Consider the following 17,352-nt stretch of genomic DNA (forward strand, 5'->3'; position numbering starts at 1 on the left):
GCCACAATAAGCCAGTTGCGGCCGGTTCGGGGAGGGGGCAAAAGCAATAACTGTGTGGTTTATCAAAGATTTTCTGCACGATAGCCCAACCGGGTTGAAAGCCGGGCTTAGCTGCCGCGCGGTTAAGCTTGCCCTGTTTTGTTGCTTGGCGGCGGGAAGAGGCTCTGTTATGGTGGTATTAATTGGCCGTTTGGATGGCTAGATGGTTGTGGCGAATATATCCATGGTGGCAAGCGCCATCATAGGCCACCGTTTTGATCATGTTGACAGGGAGTTTCTTATGCAGCGTCGTTCCTTCTTTACCCTCTCCGCACTGGCACTGCTGGCCAGCAGCCTGCCGTTTTCCGTTCTTGCCGCCGATCCGGCCAAGAAAGAGATAGTGATTGGCACGACAGTCGGGGATTTTGCCGACATGGTGACCGACTCCATCAAGCCGCAGCTGGAGGCCAAGGGCTACAAGGTCAAACTGGTGGAATTCACCGACTACGTGACCCCCAATATCGCGCTGGCCGATGGCTCGCTCGACGTGAACTGCTTCCAGCACAAACCCTATCTGGAGAGTTTCTCAAAAGACAGGGGCCTGTCGTTGGCTCCCATCACCCAGGTGCCGACCGGTCCCATGGGGCTCTACGCCGGCAAGCTGGGTGAGCTGAAGGCGTTGAAAGAAGGGAGCACGGTCGCCATTCCCAACGATCCGACCAATCAGGCGCGGGCTCTGCTGATGCTGCAGGATCTGGGCTGGCTCACCCTCAAGGAGGGGATCAATCCGCTCAAGGCGAGTGAGTTCGATGTGGCGAAAAATCCGCACAATATCAAGCTGATCCAGCTGGAAGCTGCGCAACTGCCGCGTTCGCGGGAAGATGTGGACTTCTCCGTCATCAACGGCAACTTCGCCGCCTCCAGCGGCATTGCGTTCAGCGAGGGCCTGTTCCTCGAGCGCAGCTACAACTTCATCAACTGGGTGGTGGTGAAAAGCGCCGATGCCGGGCAGCCGTTTGCCAAGGACGTGGCGGCGGCCTACAACTCTCCCGAATTCAAGGCCTATGCCGCCAAGCGCTTCGTGGGTTACAAGTATCCAGAGGGCTGGCAGGGGCAGAGCGCCAGCAACTGAGCATGACCATGGACATGTGACGCTATCGCATCAACAAAAACGGGCACCAGAAGGTGCCCGTTTTTGTTGGCGTCGTCACAGGTGTCAGTAGCGGCGCAGCCACCAGCGGGCGGCAACGAGTGCGGTCAGGCTGCCAAGCAGGGCGCTCGCCAGCACGTCCAGCGGCCAGTGCATGCCGATCAGCATGCGTGACAGGCCTATGCCCAGCGCCCACAGCGGCAGCAGCCAGACCCCGGCGGGGGCGCGGGCCAGCCAGATCAGGCCGAAGAACTGGGCCAGGCTCATGGCGGCGATGCTGTGGCCTGAGGGGAAGGCGTAGTTCACCTCCGCCTGCCAGTGGTTGCCGAGCCACTCGGGCAGGGCCAGCAAGAGGCTGGCCGCATGCACCTGCTCGCTGCGTACTTCCACCTTGCTGGCGTAGAACTGCTGGATGGCGGGGATCAGGTTCTGGCTCTCCAGCCAGATCAGATAGGGGCGCGGCTCCTGGGTCAGGTGTTTGACCAGGCTCTTGATGGTCCAGTCTCCCGCCAGCACGGCAAACAGGGCGCCACCGAGGGCCAGCGTGGCGGGCAGGCTCAGCGTCAGTTTGTGTCGGGTCAGCAGCAAGAGGCCGGCGATGCTGACGGCGAGGCCGGGCAGATCCACCATGCGGGTGAGGGCGTAGGGCCACCACAGCCAGCCCGATTGCAGAGCATTGCTCATAAAGGGCTGCCAGGGAAGGCAGGTCAGCAGCAGCAGCGGCAGTATCAGGGCGGCGCTGAAACCAAGCACCTGGCGGCGCGGCAACGAAGAGGCATGAGTCGGCATAACAGGGCTCGTAACGGGTGCGTGTAACAGGGGCAGATAAAAAAGAGGCGCCATTGTGCCAGCCTCGGCTTGTCGGTCAAGTCGCACCGGCCGGACTGTAACATGGGGTTACAAATGAGTGTGGCTCGGGCCGACATGACGATATGGGCATGGGGAGTCAGCATCCGAACATCTTGGCGGTTTGGGCCTGCCTGGTGAATCGACTCTGGTGAAGGGGCATGGGCGAACCCGCATCCGGGCATCTGGCCGCTTTGGGCAGGCCGGGCGGATCGAGTGTGGTGAAAGGAGATGGGCGAATAAGCATCTGAAAATTCGGTTGGTTTGGGCTAGAATGGCGCGCCTGTGGCCGGTTGCGAAGTGAGAGAGCCCGATGAAGATCGTCGTTGATGAAAATATGCCCCACGCCCTCGAGTTGTTTGCCGAATTTGGCGAGGTGATCCCCCTGCCAGGACGACAGATGCAGGCGGCGGATCTGCAAGATGCCGATGTGCTGCTGGTGCGCTCCGTGACCCGAGTCGATGCCGAGCTCCTCGCCACCAGCCCGCGGCTCGGGTTCGTCGGCACCGCCACCATAGGCACGGATCACGTAGACAAGGCGCTGCTGGCCGAGCGGGGCATTCCCTTCTTCAGTGCGCCCGGCTGTAACAAATATTCGGTCGGTGACTATGTGCTGAGTGCCTTGCTGGTGCTGGCCGAGCGTCATGAGCTCAATTTGAGCGAGATGAGTCTCGCCGTCATAGGCGCCGGCAACACGGGGGAATGCGTGGCGGGCAAGGCCGAGGCCCTCGGCATGCGGGTGCTGCGCTGCGATCCGCCGCGCGCCCGGGCCGCCGCGCAGGCGGGTGAAGCGGGGGCGTTTGTCGACTACCAGAGCGCCCTTGGCGCCGACATCGTCAGCTTCCACGTGCCCATCACCCGCGAGGGGCCGGATGCCACTTTCCACCTGCTGGATGAGCGGGTGATCGCCGCGCGACCAGCCGGGCAGATCCTCGTCAACGCCTCCCGTGGCGAGGTGTGGGACAATCGGGCGCTGCTCGCCCGCCAGCAGAGCGATGCACCGTTGCGGCTGGTGATGGATGTGTGGGAAGGGGAGCCCGAGCCACTGCGTGCCCTGGTGCCCCATACCGAGATAGCGACCCCTCACATCGCAGGCTACAGCCTGGAGGGCAAGGCGCGTGGTACCTGGATGCTCTATCAGGCGCTGTGCCAGCAGTTGGGCCGCCCGGCGCGCCAGGATCTGCAATCCTTGCTGCCAGCCCCCGAGGTATGCGCACTGACACCGGGTCAACCGGCGGATCAGGCGTTGATCAAGCAGCTGGTGCACCTTATTTATGACGTGCGTCGCGACGATGCCCGCTTTCGCAACCGGATTGAGCTGCCCGGCAGTTTCGATGAACAGCGCAAACACTACCCGGAGCGGCGCGAGCTATCCTCCTTGCATGTCTGCGGCCCTTTCGCCGGCGATACTCTGGCCCGGCTCGGCTTTGGCATTCAGGGCGGGTGAGCCGACTCAATCCCGAATTCAACACCAGAAAATGGGCGGATCCTGTGCCACACCAGGTCCCGCCCTTGTCCGGTTTGGCATGATGCCAAATCCCCTATCGGGCAGGTCAGCCTGCCAACTGTGATGCCAGCGTGCGTCAGCGACACCATGGATAGCGGCGGTTAACCGGCGCCATCCATGGGTAATTCCACAGGAGAGAACATCAGTGAGTCAGCAATTCAACGTAGCGGTATTGGGCGCCAGCGGCGCCGTGGGTCAGGCCATGATCGAAATTCTGGAGGAGCGTGCCTTCCCGGTCGGCACCCTCTATCCGCTGGCCTCCAGCCGCAGCGCCGGTGATACGGTGCGCTTTGGTGGCAAGAACCTCGAGATCAAGGACGTGGAAGAGTTTGACTGGAGCCAGGTGCAGATAGCGCTCTTCTCCGCCGGGGCCGAGGTCTCTGCCAAGTGGGCACCCATCGCCGCCGAGCACGGCTGCATCGTCATCGACAACACCTCCTACTTCCGTTACGACGCCGACATCCCGCTGGTGATCCCGGAAGTGAACCCGGACGCGCTGGCCGATTTTCGCAACCGCAACATCATCGCCAACCCGAACTGCTCCACCATCCAGATGCTGGTGGCGCTCAAGCCGCTGCACGACGAGGTGGGCATAGCCCGCATCAACGTGGCGACCTATCAGTCCGTCTCCGGCTCAGGCAAGGAGGGGGTGAGCGAGCTGGCCGGCCAGACCGCGCAGCTGCTCAACGGCCGTCCGGTGGAGCCGACCCTCTACCCGCAGCAGATCGCCTTCAACCTCATTCCGCAGATCGACAGCTTCACCGACAACGGCTACACCCGTGAAGAGATGAAGATGGTGTGGGAAACCCAGAAGATCCTGGGAGATGCCAGCATAGCCGTGAATCCCACCTGCGTGCGGGTGCCCGTGTTCTACGGTCACGCCGAGGCGGTCCACGTCGAGCTGCACCAGCCGCTGGATGCGGATCAGGTCAAGGAGCTGCTGCGCAATGCCCCGGGTGTCACCTTGTTCGATGACGAAGCTGACTATCCGACTCCGGTGCGCGATGCCACCGGCAAGGATGAGGTGCTGGTCGGTCGGGTCCGTCAGGATATTTCTCACCCGAGTGGTATCAATATGTGGATCGTGGCCGATAACGTTCGTAAGGGTGCCGCGACCAACAGCGTGCAGATTGCCGAGCTGCTGGTGCGCGATTACCTCTGATCCGCGGATCGGCTGGCCCGATGGGGAAGGAGCCCCATCGGGCGTGAAACCTGCCACCCGCATGCGGTGTGGATGTGACCGGGGCCGCACTCTATGGCCCCGAGAATTTTTCGCGATATCAACTGATTAAGTTTTTTCCTACACTCAGAAACAAGTTGGGTGCTAAATGTGTCGGACTGCTGGCTTGCAACCTGAGCCTGATTTATATTGAACCGACTGTTTTGGGGTAACTATCCAGATTTTTCAATGCGATAGGGCCGTCATACGAAGGAACGAATATGGGACATTCCCGCATAACATTGGCAACGCTACTCGCATTGGGTCTGCTGGGCACCGCTCAGGCTGAAGACTCGGCGCGGGAGCCTTTTTTTGTTGAGCTCAAGGGCCCGGACGAACCGGCTCCGCCTGCCGTCAATTCCCAGCCGCTGGCGCAACCCGTCGCCGCTCCCCGCGCCACGTCCCAACCCAGCCAGGCCAGGGCCCAGCCCATAGTGCGGCAGGTTGCGACCAGCAATGCCGGCAGTTATGGCCCGATCCGTCCCACCGATACCCTCTGGAGTCTGGCGAGCAAGTACCGCCCCTCCAACAAGGTGAGCGTCTACCAGACCATGGTGGCGATCTACGAGAAGAATCCCCGCAGTTTTGCCGATGGCAACATCAACCACATACTGGTGGGATCCCGCATTCAGCTGCCAAGCGCCGCCGAGGCCAGCGTCATCACGGATGCGCAGGCTCGTCAGCGTTTCAACAGCGACAACGCCAGCTGGAAAGGGCTGAGCCCGAAATACCTGGCCAACAAACATGCCCAGCCGGCCAAGCCGGCGGAGACCAAGGTCGCCGCCGTGCCTGCCAAGGTGACTGCGCCCAAGGCCGCCCCCATTCCGGCACCCGTACCCAAGGTGACCACGCCGCAACCGGCCGCCGAGGTCAAAGAGGTTGCCAAGGCGACCGAACCCGTGCCAAGCCAGGCAGCAACAACCAGCGCCGCCAGTGCGAGCGCCCCGGCTCCGCTGCCGGCCGATGTGGGCAAACCGGTCGGCAAGCCCTCCACCGAGATGGCGCTGGCGCTGGAAGATGCCAATGCCCAGCTCGGCCAGGTCACTGAGATGAACCACAGGCTCAAGCTGCGCCTGCAATCCCTGACCGAAGAGGTGGAGACCCTCAAGGCCCAGCTGCTGGATCAGACTGCGCTGCAAAAAGAGATTGCCGAGTTGAAAGCCAAGCCGGTACCACCGGTGGCGGCGGCTCCCGAGCCCAAGCAGAACTGGCTGATGGACCTGCTCGCCTCGCCGCTCAACCTGGCGATGATCATACTGCTGCCCGTGTTGCTGGTGCTGGCGCTGGTCACGCTCTGGCTGCGTGCCCGTGCCCGTCGCGAGCTGGAGGAGCAGGAGAAGAGCCTGTCCGAATCCACCGCCATGGTCATGGATCAGGAGAGCGGCGAATTTGACGAGCTGATGACGGTCGGCATCGCGGACGAGGAGCCGATGCGGCCGAGACCGGATCTCAACACGCCTGATGGTTATATGGCGGTGGCCGAGCCAGAGGCGCCAGCCGATCTGGTGTTCAGCGACGATGGCGAGATGGATCTGGCCAGTTTCGAGCCGGAACCTGCCCCGGCCGCCAAGGCTGCCATCCGTGACCCGGATCTGGTGCCCGAGCTGGATCTCGCCCATGACGAGTCCATCGAGCTCGATGCCGGGCCGGATCTCGATCTCGCCAGCGAGTTCAACCCGCCCAAGGGCGGTCATGAGGTCATGAGTGAGGAGGAGCTGCAGGCCGCGCTGTTTGCCGAGCTGGACGCCGACCTCACCGCCGATCTGGATCTGGATGCCGACGATGACGGCCAGCCGGATGCCGAGCCCGTGGTCAGCGACGAGGAGCTGGCCTCCTTTGATTTGAGCGACTTCGAAAGCGCCTTTGCCGAGCCTGCCGCTGGCAAGGAGAGTGCGCAGCAGAGCGCCGCCGATACCAGCGCCGACGAGATGCTGGCGGAACTGGGGTTGGCACCGGCCAAGGGCAAGGCGGCAGAGCCGGATCTGGAGTGGGATCCCAACGAACTGGCGCTCTCCGATTTTGAGGATGCCTTCGCCGAGGTGGAATCCCATCAGGGAGACGTGAAGCCACGGGAACAGGCGCAGGAGAGCGGCTACGTCGAGATCGACAAGCTGCTGGCCGAGGCCGATGCCAGTACCACTGAGCAGGAGCCTTATCAGGGCTTCTCGCTGGACGTGGGGCTGGATGGTTTCCCCGAGGTGCTGCCGGAATCCACCGGATTTGATGTGGATGCCGACGATGGCGGCGTGGGGGCCAAGCTGGATCTGGCCCGCGCCTACCTCGAGATCGATGACAAGGATAGCGCCCGCGAGCTGCTGCAAGAGGCGGCAGAGCAGGGCACGGATCACCAGCGCGCCGAGGCCGAGAAGTTGCTCAAGCGGCTGGGGTAACCCCTTGCATGATGTGATCAGGTAACGAAGGGCAGCCAGCAGGCTGCCCTTCTCTACTGGGGCCCTTGTCGAGCGGGATGCGGTTTTTGGGACTTTTCAGCCTGAGCGCGTATAATCCGCCCCGTTTCTTTTACCGCCCTTCTTTCACCATAAGACAAGTGTTATCCATGCGAATTGCCCTAGGTATTGAATATGACGGCAGCCGATATTTCGGCTGGCAGCGTCAGCGAGAAGTGATCAGTGTGCAGGCCGAGCTGGAGAAGGCCCTCAGCCGGATTGCCAACCACCCTGTCTCCATCCAGTGCGCCGGACGCACCGATGCCGGCGTGCATGCCACAGGTCAGGTGATCCACTTCGATACCGAGGCGAACCGTGCCGAAGGGGCCTGGACCCTGGGGCTCAATTCCAACCTGCCGCCGGACATCGCCGTGCGCTGGGTCAAGCAGGTGGACGAGAGCTTCCACGCCCGCTTCAGCGCCACCGCCCGTCGCTACCGTTATGTCATCTACAACCACAACTACCGTCCGGCGATCCTCGGCAGCGGCGTCAGCCACTACCACGAGACCATAGACGCCGAGCTGATGCACCGGGCGGGCCAGAGCCTGCTGGGGGAGCACGACTTCAGCACTTTCCGCGCCGTTGCCTGCCAGTCCAACACCCCCTGGCGCAATGTGACGCATCTGTGCGTCAGCCGCTCCGGCCCCTACATCGTGCTCGACATCAAGGCCAACGCCTTCCTGCACCACATGGTGCGCAACATCACCGGCTCCCTGCTGCTGGTGGGGCAGGGACTCAAACCTGTGGAGTGGATTGCCGAGGTGCTGGCCGCCAAGGATCGCAACCTGGCCGGGCCCACCGCCAAGGCCGGTGGCCTCTATCTGGTGGACGTGGATTACCCGGCTGAATTCGCCCTGCCGCAGTTGCCGCTTGGCCCGCTCTGGCTGCCGGACTCGGCACCGGGTACGACCAGTTTTTAGTAACTGGCCCCGAAAATTTGTGGTTTAATGATCCGTCATTTATTGCCATCGAGCTATTAAGTCATTGAACAATCTAGGCTCGATGCGTTTTGTCAGGCACAAAAGCATTAAGGAATTCCATGAGCTGGCTTGAGAAGATCCTTCCCAAGAGCAAGATCACTACACCTCGTCGTCACAACATTCCGGAAGGGGTGTGGACCAAGTGCAGTGCTTGTGAACAGGTGCTCTACCGGGCAGAGTTGGAGCGCAATCTCGAAGTGTGCCCCAAGTGTGATCATCATATGCGCATCAGCGCTCGTGCCCGTCTCGAGAGTTTTCTCGATGAGCAGGGCCGCACCGAGATCGGTGCCGAGCTGGAGCCGCAGGATGTCTTGAAATTCAAGGATTCCAAGCGCTACAAGGATCGTTTGTCTGCCGCTCAGAAAGAGACGGGAGAAAAAGATGCGCTGGTGGTGATGAAGGGGACCCTCAAGGGGGTGCCGGTCGTCGCCTGTTCATTCGAGTTCTCCTTCATCGGTGGCTCCATGTCCTCCGTAGTGGGCGCCCGTTTCGTACGTGCCGTCGAGGAGAGCATCAAGGAAGGCCGCGGTCTGGTCTGCTTCTCCGCCTCCGGCGGTGCCCGCATGCAGGAAGCGCTCTTCTCCCTGATGCAGATGGCCAAGACCAGTGCGGCGCTGGACCGGCTTACCAAGGCGGGTCTGCCCTATATCTCTGTGCTGACAGACCCCACCATGGGGGGCGTCTCCGCCAGTCTGGCCATGCTGGGTGACATCAACGTGGGCGAGCCCAAGGCGCTGATCGGCTTTGCCGGCCCGCGCGTCATCGAGCAGACGGTGCGCGAGAAACTGCCGGAAGGCTTCCAGCGCTCCGAGTTCCTGCTGGAGAAGGGCGCCATCGATCTCATCATTGATCGCCGCGAGATGCGCAACCGTCTGGCCAGCCTGCTCGCCAAAATGCTGAATACTCACGTCATCGAAGAGTGAAGATGAGTTCAAACATGCAACAATCCCAAAGCCGGTCGCTGGTCGACTGGCTTTCTTATTTGGAGCAGATCCACCCGGTCAACATCGACATGGGGCTGGATCGGGTCGGTGCCGTCGCCCGGCGCATGGGTCTTACCCAACTGCCGTTCAAAGTGATTACTGTGGCGGGCACCAACGGCAAGGGCTCCAGCTGTGCCATGGCGGCCAGCATATTGATGGCCGCCGGCTACCAAGTCGGTGTCTACTCCTCCCCCCATCTGCTGCGCTTTACCGAGCGGGTGCGCATCGACGGCGCCGAGCTGGCTGACGGCGATCACTGCGCTGCCTTTGCCGAAGTGGAAGCGGCCCGCGGCGAGATAGCGCTCACCTTCTTCGAGTTCGCCACCCTGGCAGGCTTGTGGCTCTTCTGCCGCGCCGCACCCGATGTGCTGCTGCTGGAAGTGGGGCTGGGCGGCCGGCTCGATGCCACCAATGTGGTGGAGTCCGATGTGGCCATGATCACCTCCATCGCGCTCGATCACTGCGACTGGCTGGGAGATACCCGCGAAGCGGTGGCAGTGGAGAAGGCGGGAGTGTATCGCGCCGGCAAACCCGCCATCAGCGGTGAGCCCAACCCGCCGGCGACCATAGCCTCAGAGGCGCAGCGCCTCGGTGCCTGCCTGCGTCAGGTCGGCCGCGACTTCCACGGCGATGAGCACGACACCGGCTGGGATTATCACGGCCTCAACCAGTGGCGGGATCTGCCCAAACCGGCCCTGCCGCTGATGAATGCGGTCACCGTGCTGGCGGCGCTGGAATCACTCGGCTTGCCGCTGCCGGAGTCTGCCATCCGTGCCGGGCTGGCCAATGCCAGGCTGGCGGGGCGAATGCAACGGCTGCAAAGCGAGCCCCTGGTCATCGTCGATGTGGCCCACAATCCCCATTCTGCGGCCTATCTGGCTAGCCAGCTGCGTCACATTCCCTGCGCAGGTGTGCGCCGCGCCGTGGTCGGCATGCTCAAAGACAAGGACATGGCGGGGTCGCTTGCCGAGCTCAACGGCCTCATCAGTGAGTGGTATCTTGCCAGTCTTACCGGCCCGCGCGCCGCCAGTGCCGAGCAGCTCGCTGCCGCGCTGGGGGAGGACAAGGGACTGGCTCAGCGCTTTGATAGCGTCACGGTCGCCTATCAGACCGCGTTGGCCGCATCGAGTCCTGATGATATGGTCATTGTGTTTGGTTCGTTTTACACTGTCGCCGACATTCTGGCGGGCACTGCGTCCTGATCGGCACTGGCAGGTTGAATGGCACGGCGTCGGGTCTGTTTTCCCGGGCCAGTCCCTCGTCTGCGTGTCATAGGCTAAGCAACATGGGTAGGAATTAACTTGGCTTCGAAGTTTCAGAACAGATTGGTGGGGACCGTCATCCTGGTGGCCCTGGTTGTCATTTTTCTGCCGGATCTGATGGACGGCCACAAGCTGGAGCAAAAGGAAGAGGCGTTTGCCAAGATCCCGCTGCGCCCCGAGCTGGAACCCGCCAAACCGGCGCTGCAGGTCTCAGCCGCCAGCGCCTTGCCGGCGGAACATCTGGCCAGCCAGCAGCAGGCCTCTGCTGCCGAGCAGTGGCAGGTCGAGGAGGTCTCGGATCCGGTCACGCTCGCGGCCAACAAGACCCCGGCGACGCAGACCCAGCCGCCTGCCACCAAGCCGGTGACTCAGCCGGTCGTCAAGCCCAAGCCTGAGGTGATCGCCAAGAAGCCGGTCGAGCCGCCCAAGCCAAAGCCGGTAGCGCCCAAGCCGGTGGAAGTGAAAAAACCGGTGGAGACCAAGCCGCAGGCGGGTCAGATCAAGTCGATGGATGATCTCATTGCCAGCAAGATGACACCGCAGGTAGCCACCCCGGCACCCGCCGCGGCCGCGCCGGCTCAGGGCAGCTGGATCCTGCAGCTCGGCGCCTTCAAGAACGTCGACAGCGTCAATGCCCTGGTAGGCAAGTTGCGGGCGGCGGGCTACTCGGCCCACACCTCGCCGAGAACGCCGGTGCAGGGTCAGCTCAACCGCGTCTTCATCGGGCCGGATGTCTCCAAGGCCAAGCTGCAGGGCATGCAGGGTCGCATCGGCCAGATGACGGGGCTCAGCGGTTCAGTGGTGGCTTACAACCCCTGATGCGGGTTTGACGAACAGCGAATAAAAAATACCGCGCCAAGGCGCGGTATTTTTTTAGAACCTGTTCATGGTCTCTCAGCGGGAGGCCGGACCGGTTTTTAGATGCATTTCACCGGCTTGGGCAGGCCGCCTATCTTGGTTGCCTGCTTGGCGGGGCCTTCCGGGAACAGCTTGTAGAGATAGCGGCTGTTGCCCTTCTCGGGGCCATACTGTTTCTCCATTGCCTTGACCAGGGCGCGAATGGCGGGGGAGGTGTTGAACTCCAGATAGAAGGCGCGCACGAAACGCACCACTTCCCAGTGGGGCTCCTCCAGCACTATCCCTTCCTGCTCGGCCAGCACCTGTGCCAGCTCCTCGCTCCAGTCGCTGCTGTTGAGCAGATAGCCCTTGGCATCGGTGTCGATGGTCTGGCCGTTGAATGCCAGCTGATGTTTTTCAGACATAAGGGGCTCCTCGCAAAGGGGCTATCAGGATTGGGCGGGCATGGTAGCGCCTTGATCCCCTGTGAGCAACCGGCTCTCGTTGGCCAGGGTAAGCAATTCGTCCGCCAGCTGGCTGATGAGGGTGAGCTGCTGGGTCAGCATCAGCTGCTCCTCGCTGCTGTCCGGGGTTATCACAGGGCACTGGCCCTCGATCTGCGCCGGCATCTCCCCCGCCAGGTGACCGGCGGCCCGCTCCAGGGTATGGCTCAGGTGGCGGCTGATCTCGTCGAGCTCGCCTATGGCTTCCAGCTTGTCGCGATGGGCGCCCAGCGCCGAGATGTAGGAGAGCAGGGCGTGATTGCGCCAGGTGAGGGTGAAGCAGAGATCGAGGAAGCGGCGACGCTTCTGCGGCTCCACCAGCATGCTCTGCCAGGCCATGGCCAGCTCGCTGTCGGCCAGATGGGCGCTCTTGCGGGCCACCCGGTAGTCGATGGATTCATCTCTTTGCTGTTGCAGGCTGGCGAGCACGGCCGCCAGATAGCGGGCGTTGGCTGACAGTGAGTTGGCGATCAGGGTCGGCAGCCGCTTGTACTGCCAGTCCGGCCACAGCCAGGCCACCAGGGCGTAGGAGAGCAGGCAGCCGAGGAAGGTATCTAGCATGCGCGGCCCCAGGATGGCAAACCCTATGCCGTCCAGCAGGTTGAATGCCATCAGCACATAGAGGGTGATGAAGCAGACGGCGGCGCTGTAGTTGCTGCGCACCTGAGTGAAGAACAGGAAGGCCGCCAGCCCCATCACCACCAGCTGGACATGCAGTTCGGGGAACAGCCAGAGCACCGGGATCCCCACCAGCAGGCCGGCGAAGGTGCCGAGCATGCGCTGCACCAGCCGGCGACGGGTGGCGCTGTAGCTCGGCTGGCAGACGAACAGCACCGTCAGCAGGATCCAGTAACCCTTGTCCAGATTGAAGGCCTGCAGTATGCCGTAACCCACCACCAACCCGAGCGACAGGCGCAGTGCGTGGCGAAACACCATGGAGTTCGGGGTCAGATGCTGCTTGAGCTGGGTCAGCAGCGGCAGGCGGGGCGGGCGTGCCAGGGCAGGCAGACTTGCCTGTGCCTGGGTCGGGTTTTGCAGCTCCTCGGCACTGCCCAGCAGCTGGTTGATGCTGGCCAGGTTGCGGCGCAGGAACTTCATCGGCGTCAGCAGCGTCTTGGGATAGTGCTGCTTGAGGTGGGTGAACTCCAGCTGATCGCCGAGGGCCTCCAAGGTCCAGTGGATGCGCTTGTTGTGGGCATAAGGCTTGTGCACCAGGATGGCGTAACCGAGTCGCTGGCACGCCTCGGAGAGCTGCAGGAATACCTCCTGGAAGCCGTCGAGGACTATGCCCTGCTTGAGTTCTTCTTCCAGCTTGCTGTAGGGGTAGTGGCTGGAGGTGGCCCGCTCGTGGATCTCCAGCGCCAGCAGGTAGAGGCGCAGCAGGCTGGCAAGCTCGGGCGCCGCCTGATGGCGGGTGCTGAGGCGGGCGTTGAGTGCCGACTTGGTGAGGGTCAGCGCATTGACCAGATTGATATTGAGCTGGGCCAGATTGTGGCGAATGGCCTGGGCGCCGTGTTCATCCGCCGGAAAGAAGCGGGATTTCTCCAGCAGATAGCGAGACAGGGCAAAGTAGCTCTGGGCCAGCTGCTCGTGCAACGTCTTGTAGGGCAGCAGCCAGAGCCAGATGAGGGAGACCAGGCCGTACCAGAGTGCGCCTGCGCCGAGCGCCAGCGGCTGGTAGAAGAGATCCGGCGCCTTGGCGGCCCCCAGCATGGTGTAGATGGCGATGAGCAGGGAGCCGAAGCTGATGGTGGCGTAGCGCTGGCCCAGCGCCCCCACCATCACGAAGATGAAGGTCGATCCCGCCAGCCCCAGGGCAAACAGCCAGGGCGTCGGGAAGAGGTACTGCACACAGAGCGAGGCAAACAGGAAGCAGAGCAGCGTCATACCGAGGTTCTTGACCCGGCCCCACAGGCTGTCGTCGGTTTCGGCGATGGCGCCGGCCACCACCCCGAGGGAGAGCAGTACGGTGAGCTGGATGTCGCCCGTCGCCAGGGTGAAGGCCAGCAGCCCCACCATGGCCAGCAACACCTTGAGGGCGAAGTAGATATGACTGTCAGTCAGCAGTCGGCGTAACAAACCAGAGAAGTCCATGGGCATGCTAGGCACCACCCTTGAGCGAAGCAAAATTGATATGGCTGTCAGTCAGCAGTCGGCGTAACAAACCAGAGAAGTCCATGGGCATGCTAGGCACCACCCTTGAGCGAAGCAAAATCGATGTGACTGTCAGTCAACAGTCGGCGCAGCAGGCCAGAGAAATCCATCGGCATGAGACAAGAGCAACCCTTGAACGAAACGAGAACGGAATACTAACCCGCCAAGCGCGAAGCGGCCCTGATTTGGATCAGGGCCACTTGGCTTCATATCCTTGATTTACAACTTATCCTGACAGAAACAGGCATCAATAAAAACCCCGCCGAAGCGGGGTTGTTCATCAGTTGCGGTTGCCGCCAAGCAGGCTCAGCAGACTCAGGAAGATGTTGTAGATGGAGACATACAGGGTCACGGTGGCGGAGATGTAGTTGGTCTCGCCGCCCCGGATGATCTGCTGGGTGGTCAGCAGTATGGCACCGGAGGAGAACAGCATGAACATGGCGGACAGGGCCAGGCTCAGGGCGCTCATCTGCAGGAAGATGTTGGCGACCATGGCCACCAGCAGCACCCAGAAACCGACGAACAGCATGCCGCCGATGAAGGAGAGGTCACGCTTGGTGGTCAGGGCATAGGCCGACAGACCGAAGAAGGTCAGCGCTGTGCCGCCCAGGGCAGTCATCACTATCTCGCCACCACCATTGTTCATGTACATGTTGATGATGGGGCCCAGGCTGTAGCCGAGCAGGCCGGTCAGGGCGAAGGTGAACACCAGCCCCATGCCGTTTTCGCGGTTCTTCTGAGTCAGGAACATCAGACCATACACACCGATAAGGAACACGGCCCAGTGCAGGGGCGGCATGTTCATCACGGTGGCGACCCCGGCCACAACGGCAGAGAAGCCAAGAGTGAGGGAGAGCAGCATATAGGTGTTGCGCAGCACCTTGTTGGTATCGCGCGCGGCACTCTGGGTGCCAGTGTAGATAGAACGGGTATCCATCTTGGGTGTCCTCTTGATTTCCGGTTGAGGCGGCAGATTCCGCTTCGTTATCGCATTGTATGCACTGAATGTGGGGATGACGAGCGCTGATTTCAAGCGCTACCCCAGCCTGTTGCCCCCTACTATCCCAGAACAAATATGTATTGCATATGAACAAGGGCTTGACGTAGTATGCACGCCGTTCGGAGGGGTGGCAGAGCGGCTGAATGCACCGGTCTTGAAAACCGGCGATGGGCGACCATCCGTGGGTTCAAATCCCACCTCCTCCGCCAGCTTCAGAGAAGCCCCAGACAACCTCGTTGTCTGGGGCTTTTTGCTGCCTGTGATTGGGCTTTTCATCCGTTGTCAGGGGTTGAGCCTGTTCGCCAGAGCAGTACCAGCAGGGTGAGCAGGCAGAAGGCCGCGCCCGTGTAGAAGGTAAAGGCCGGGCCCAGGCTATCCCACATCCAGCCCGCCACCAGGCTGGCCAGCAGCATGGCGAGGCCGCTGACCAGATTGAAGAGACCATAGGCGGTGCCGCGCAGATCAGCGGGCGCCGTGGCGGCCACCATGGCGGCCAGCAGCCCCTGGGTCATCCCCATGTGCACACCCCACAGTGCCACCCCAGCCAGCATGACGGCCCAGTGGGTACTCGCGGCCAGGGTCAGGTCGGCTGCGATCAACACCAGCACTCCCCATATCAGCAGCCAGGTGTGAGGCAGGCGATCCGAGAGGCGGCCGAACGGGTAGGCGCTGAGGGCATAGACCAGGTTCATCGCCACCATGACCAGCGGCACCAGGGCCAGCGGTACGCCGGTCTGCTGGGCGCGCAGCACCAAAAAAGCTTCGCTGAAGCGGGCCAGGGTGAACAGGGCGCCGATGACGACGACCCACACGTATCCCACTCCCAGCCGGCGCACATTGTCGCGCCGCAAGGGATTGCTGCGTACGGCTGGCCCGGGCTGTGCGGGTTCGCGCAGGCCGATGGCGAGCAGGGTGACCGAAGCCAGCCCGGGTATGACGGCCAGCCAGAAGATGGCGCGAAAATCGTCGTGCCAGAGCAGCATCAATCCCACCGCCAGCAGGGGGCCGAGCAAGGCGCCGACCGTGTCGAGGGATTGGCGCAGGCCGAAGGCGGCGCCGCGCAGCGCCGCCGGGGTGAGGTCGGCCACCAGCGCATCGCGGGGTGCGCCCCGAATGCCCTTGCCGACTCGGTCCAGCAGTCGCGCCGCGAGTACGAGTCCGCTGCCGGATGCCATGGCAAACAGCGGCTTGGTGAGGGCCCCCAGCCCGTAACCCAGCAGGGCCAGCCCCTTGCGTCGCCCCAGATAGTCGCTCAGGGTGCCGGAGAAGACCTTGACCATCAGCGCCGTGGCTTCCGCCGCCCCTTCGATGAGGCCGACTGTGAGGGCGTTGCTGCCGAGCACTGTCACCATGAAGAGTGGCAACAGGCTGTGGATCATCTCGGACGAGATATCCATCAGCATGCTGACGAAGCCCAATACCCAGACACCGCGCGGGATCTGGGTTAGGGGTGTGTGACGGGACGAGTGCGGGATCATGGTGATTTGCCTTGCACGGAAGCGGCTCTCTCAGAGCATAGTCAGCCGCGCTGCCCGCCGAAGGTTGAGGGCTGCACCGTCTGATCAGGAGCGCAGGCAAATGGGACAGGCTGGCGCAGCAGCCTGTCCCGGTGGCAGGGGTTATTGCTCTATATCGAGCTCGGCATTGGCCAGGCGTCTGTGCTGGATGGTCGAGATCAGCACCAGTACGGCGATGGCGGCCAGCAGGGTAAAGGAGGCGGAATAACGGCTCAGCTCCAGCCCTCCCTTGCTCAGCGGCTTGTCCAGGAAGTCGCCTACTACTGCGCCCAGCGGCCTGGTCAGGATGAACGCGGCCCAGAACAGCAGGGTACGCGATACCCGGGTCAGGTAGTAGGTTGCCACTATGGCCACCAGCATGCCGCCAAACAGCACGGCACTGCCTGCATAGCCAAAGCCGGCTTCATCCGCGGTCCAGTCACCCAGTGCCGTCCCCAGAGTTTGGGAGAACATGATGGTGATCCAGTAGAACATCTCGGTACCGGGCGTGGTGACGCTGCCGGTGGAGATGTTGCCCTGAAACTTGTACCAGGTGAAGAAGGAACCCATCAGCAACAGGAACAGCAGGGTGGAGCCGCCAGCATAACCGAGCCCAAGCGAGCGATCGGCAAAGTCTGCGAGCGTGGTGCCGACCGTGGTGGTGGCTATGATGGTGGTCCAGTAAAGCAGGGGTTTATAGGAGGTCGCCGCGATTTGGGCGCTGACCGATACAAAGAAAATGACGGCAAAGATCGCCGTTCCTACCAGATAACCGAGATCCATCGACATGGAGACGGCGTCGCCACCGGTTTCTCCCAGCGTGGTTGCCAGAATTTTGATGACCCAGAATGCCAGGGTGATCTCTGGCACCTTGCTGATTGCTGCGTTGCTGTTGCTATGCATGTTAACCCTCTCTCGCTGATGCCGTTCGACGAGGACTCGTCAGGGCACAGCGTTGCCGAGAAGTCTTAAGCAAGTGTTAAGAGGCA

Annotated in this window: 14 protein-coding genes and 1 tRNA gene; 9 read left to right on the forward strand and 6 right to left on the reverse strand. The window is 62.2% G+C overall.

Features of this window, described 5'->3' with window-relative positions; translation table 11 throughout:
* Positions 1-280 precede the first annotated feature (280 nt).
* The gene (locus tag AACW87_RS21050; RefSeq protein ID WP_098983691.1) at positions 281-1,111 is read left to right on the forward strand and encodes a MetQ/NlpA family ABC transporter substrate-binding protein; all 831 of its coding nucleotides are present in this window, start codon (positions 281-283) and stop codon (positions 1,109-1,111) included.
* A gap of 84 nt (positions 1,112-1,195) precedes the next feature.
* Here AACW87_RS21050 and AACW87_RS21055 read toward each other — a convergent pair whose 3' ends face one another.
* A complete protein-coding gene (locus tag AACW87_RS21055) occupies positions 1,196-1,918 on the reverse strand; it encodes a phosphatase PAP2 family protein (protein ID WP_241326063.1) in 723 nt (240 codons plus the stop codon).
* A 370-nt stretch (positions 1,919-2,288) separates the two neighbouring features.
* On the opposite strand from AACW87_RS21055, the gene AACW87_RS21060 reads away from it, so the two are divergent.
* The 7 genes from AACW87_RS21060 (at position 2,289) to dedD (ending at position 11,192) form a co-directional block, all read left to right on the forward strand.
* Complete coding sequence (locus AACW87_RS21060; protein WP_241326064.1) at positions 2,289-3,422, forward strand: 4-phosphoerythronate dehydrogenase; 1,134 nt, start codon at positions 2,289-2,291, stop codon at positions 3,420-3,422.
* 205 nt (positions 3,423-3,627) lie between these two features.
* The gene (locus tag AACW87_RS21065) at positions 3,628-4,644 is read left to right on the forward strand and encodes an aspartate-semialdehyde dehydrogenase (protein ID WP_241326065.1); all 1,017 of its coding nucleotides are present in this window, start codon (positions 3,628-3,630) and stop codon (positions 4,642-4,644) included.
* 278 nt (positions 4,645-4,922) lie between these two features.
* Positions 4,923-7,091, forward strand: a complete 2,169-nt coding sequence (locus tag AACW87_RS21070) for a FimV/HubP family polar landmark protein (RefSeq protein WP_241326066.1) — start codon at positions 4,923-4,925, stop codon at positions 7,089-7,091.
* Between the two features lie 167 nt (positions 7,092-7,258).
* Positions 7,259-8,068, forward strand: coding sequence for a tRNA pseudouridine(38-40) synthase TruA (gene truA / locus AACW87_RS21075; protein WP_103470482.1), 810 nt, complete (start codon positions 7,259-7,261; stop codon positions 8,066-8,068).
* 119 nt (positions 8,069-8,187) lie between these two features.
* The gene (accD, locus tag AACW87_RS21080; protein ID WP_042866098.1) at positions 8,188-9,051 is read left to right on the forward strand and encodes an acetyl-CoA carboxylase, carboxyltransferase subunit beta; all 864 of its coding nucleotides are present in this window, start codon (positions 8,188-8,190) and stop codon (positions 9,049-9,051) included.
* Positions 9,052-9,053: 2 nt separating this feature from the next.
* Entirely contained in the window at positions 9,054-10,313 is a 1,260-nt protein-coding gene (gene folC / locus AACW87_RS21085) for a bifunctional tetrahydrofolate synthase/dihydrofolate synthase (RefSeq protein WP_241326067.1), read from the forward strand.
* A 99-nt stretch (positions 10,314-10,412) separates the two neighbouring features.
* Positions 10,413-11,192 (forward strand): cell division protein DedD, encoded by a 780-nt coding sequence (gene dedD / locus AACW87_RS21090; RefSeq protein ID WP_241326068.1) that lies wholly within the window; start codon positions 10,413-10,415, stop codon positions 11,190-11,192.
* Between the two features lie 98 nt (positions 11,193-11,290).
* On the opposite strand, the gene AACW87_RS21095 is transcribed toward dedD, so the two are convergent.
* The 3 genes from AACW87_RS21095 to AACW87_RS21105 form a co-directional block, all read right to left on the reverse strand.
* The gene (locus AACW87_RS21095) at positions 11,291-11,635 is read right to left on the reverse strand and encodes a TusE/DsrC/DsvC family sulfur relay protein (protein ID WP_043139376.1); all 345 of its coding nucleotides are present in this window, start codon (positions 11,633-11,635) and stop codon (positions 11,291-11,293) included.
* A gap of 24 nt (positions 11,636-11,659) precedes the next feature.
* On the reverse strand, positions 11,660-13,813 hold the full coding sequence (yccS, locus tag AACW87_RS21100; protein WP_241326069.1) for a YccS family putative transporter: 2,154 nt from the start codon (positions 13,811-13,813) through the stop codon (positions 11,660-11,662).
* 334 nt (positions 13,814-14,147) lie between these two features.
* A complete protein-coding gene (locus AACW87_RS21105; RefSeq protein ID WP_042652487.1) occupies positions 14,148-14,804 on the reverse strand; it encodes a Bax inhibitor-1/YccA family protein in 657 nt (218 codons plus the stop codon).
* Positions 14,805-14,988: 184 nt separating this feature from the next.
* Between AACW87_RS21105 and AACW87_RS21110 the strand changes: the two genes are divergently transcribed.
* A tRNA-Ser gene (locus AACW87_RS21110) sits at positions 14,989-15,076 on the forward strand.
* Positions 15,077-15,139: 63 nt separating this feature from the next.
* Here AACW87_RS21110 and AACW87_RS21115 read toward each other — a convergent pair.
* Positions 15,140-16,345, reverse strand: a complete 1,206-nt coding sequence (locus AACW87_RS21115) for an MFS transporter (protein ID WP_241326070.1) — start codon at positions 16,343-16,345, stop codon at positions 15,140-15,142.
* Positions 16,346-16,486: 141 nt separating this feature from the next.
* Positions 16,487-17,266 (reverse strand): COG4705 family protein, encoded by a 780-nt coding sequence (locus AACW87_RS21120; RefSeq protein ID WP_098983732.1) that lies wholly within the window; start codon positions 17,264-17,266, stop codon positions 16,487-16,489.
* Between the last annotated feature and the right edge of the window lie 86 nt (positions 17,267-17,352).

It is taken from the genome of Aeromonas sp. MR7 (assembly GCF_963899385.1).
GTDB classification, from domain to species: Bacteria; Pseudomonadota; Gammaproteobacteria; order Enterobacterales; family Aeromonadaceae; genus Aeromonas; species Aeromonas bestiarum.

Excerpts from the sequence above, each read along its gene's own strand:
- AACW87_RS21105 (WP_042652487.1), bottom strand. The coding sequence starts at position 14,804 with ATGGATACCCGTTCTATCTACACTGGCACCCAGAGTGCCGCGCGCGAT.
- AACW87_RS21060 (WP_241326064.1), top strand. The coding sequence starts at position 2,289 with ATGAAGATCGTCGTTGATGAAAATATGCCCCACGCCCTCGAGTTGTTT.
- AACW87_RS21095 (WP_043139376.1), bottom strand. The coding sequence starts at position 11,635 with ATGTCTGAAAAACATCAGCTGGCATTCAACGGCCAGACCATCGACACC.
- AACW87_RS21055 (WP_241326063.1), bottom strand. The coding sequence starts at position 1,918 with ATGCCGACTCATGCCTCTTCGTTGCCGCGCCGCCAGGTGCTTGGTTTC.
- accD (WP_042866098.1), top strand. The coding sequence starts at position 8,188 with ATGAGCTGGCTTGAGAAGATCCTTCCCAAGAGCAAGATCACTACACCT.
- AACW87_RS21120 (WP_098983732.1), bottom strand. The coding sequence starts at position 17,266 with ATGCATAGCAACAGCAACGCAGCAATCAGCAAGGTGCCAGAGATCACC.
- AACW87_RS21115 (WP_241326070.1), bottom strand. The coding sequence starts at position 16,345 with ATGATCCCGCACTCGTCCCGTCACACACCCCTAACCCAGATCCCGCGC.
- AACW87_RS21070 (WP_241326066.1), top strand. The coding sequence starts at position 4,923 with ATGGGACATTCCCGCATAACATTGGCAACGCTACTCGCATTGGGTCTG.
- AACW87_RS21050 (WP_098983691.1), top strand. The coding sequence starts at position 281 with ATGCAGCGTCGTTCCTTCTTTACCCTCTCCGCACTGGCACTGCTGGCC.
- yccS (WP_241326069.1), bottom strand. The coding sequence starts at position 13,813 with ATGCCCATGGACTTCTCTGGTTTGTTACGCCGACTGCTGACTGACAGT.
- truA (WP_103470482.1), top strand. The coding sequence starts at position 7,259 with ATGCGAATTGCCCTAGGTATTGAATATGACGGCAGCCGATATTTCGGC.
- folC (WP_241326067.1), top strand. The coding sequence starts at position 9,054 with ATGAGTTCAAACATGCAACAATCCCAAAGCCGGTCGCTGGTCGACTGG.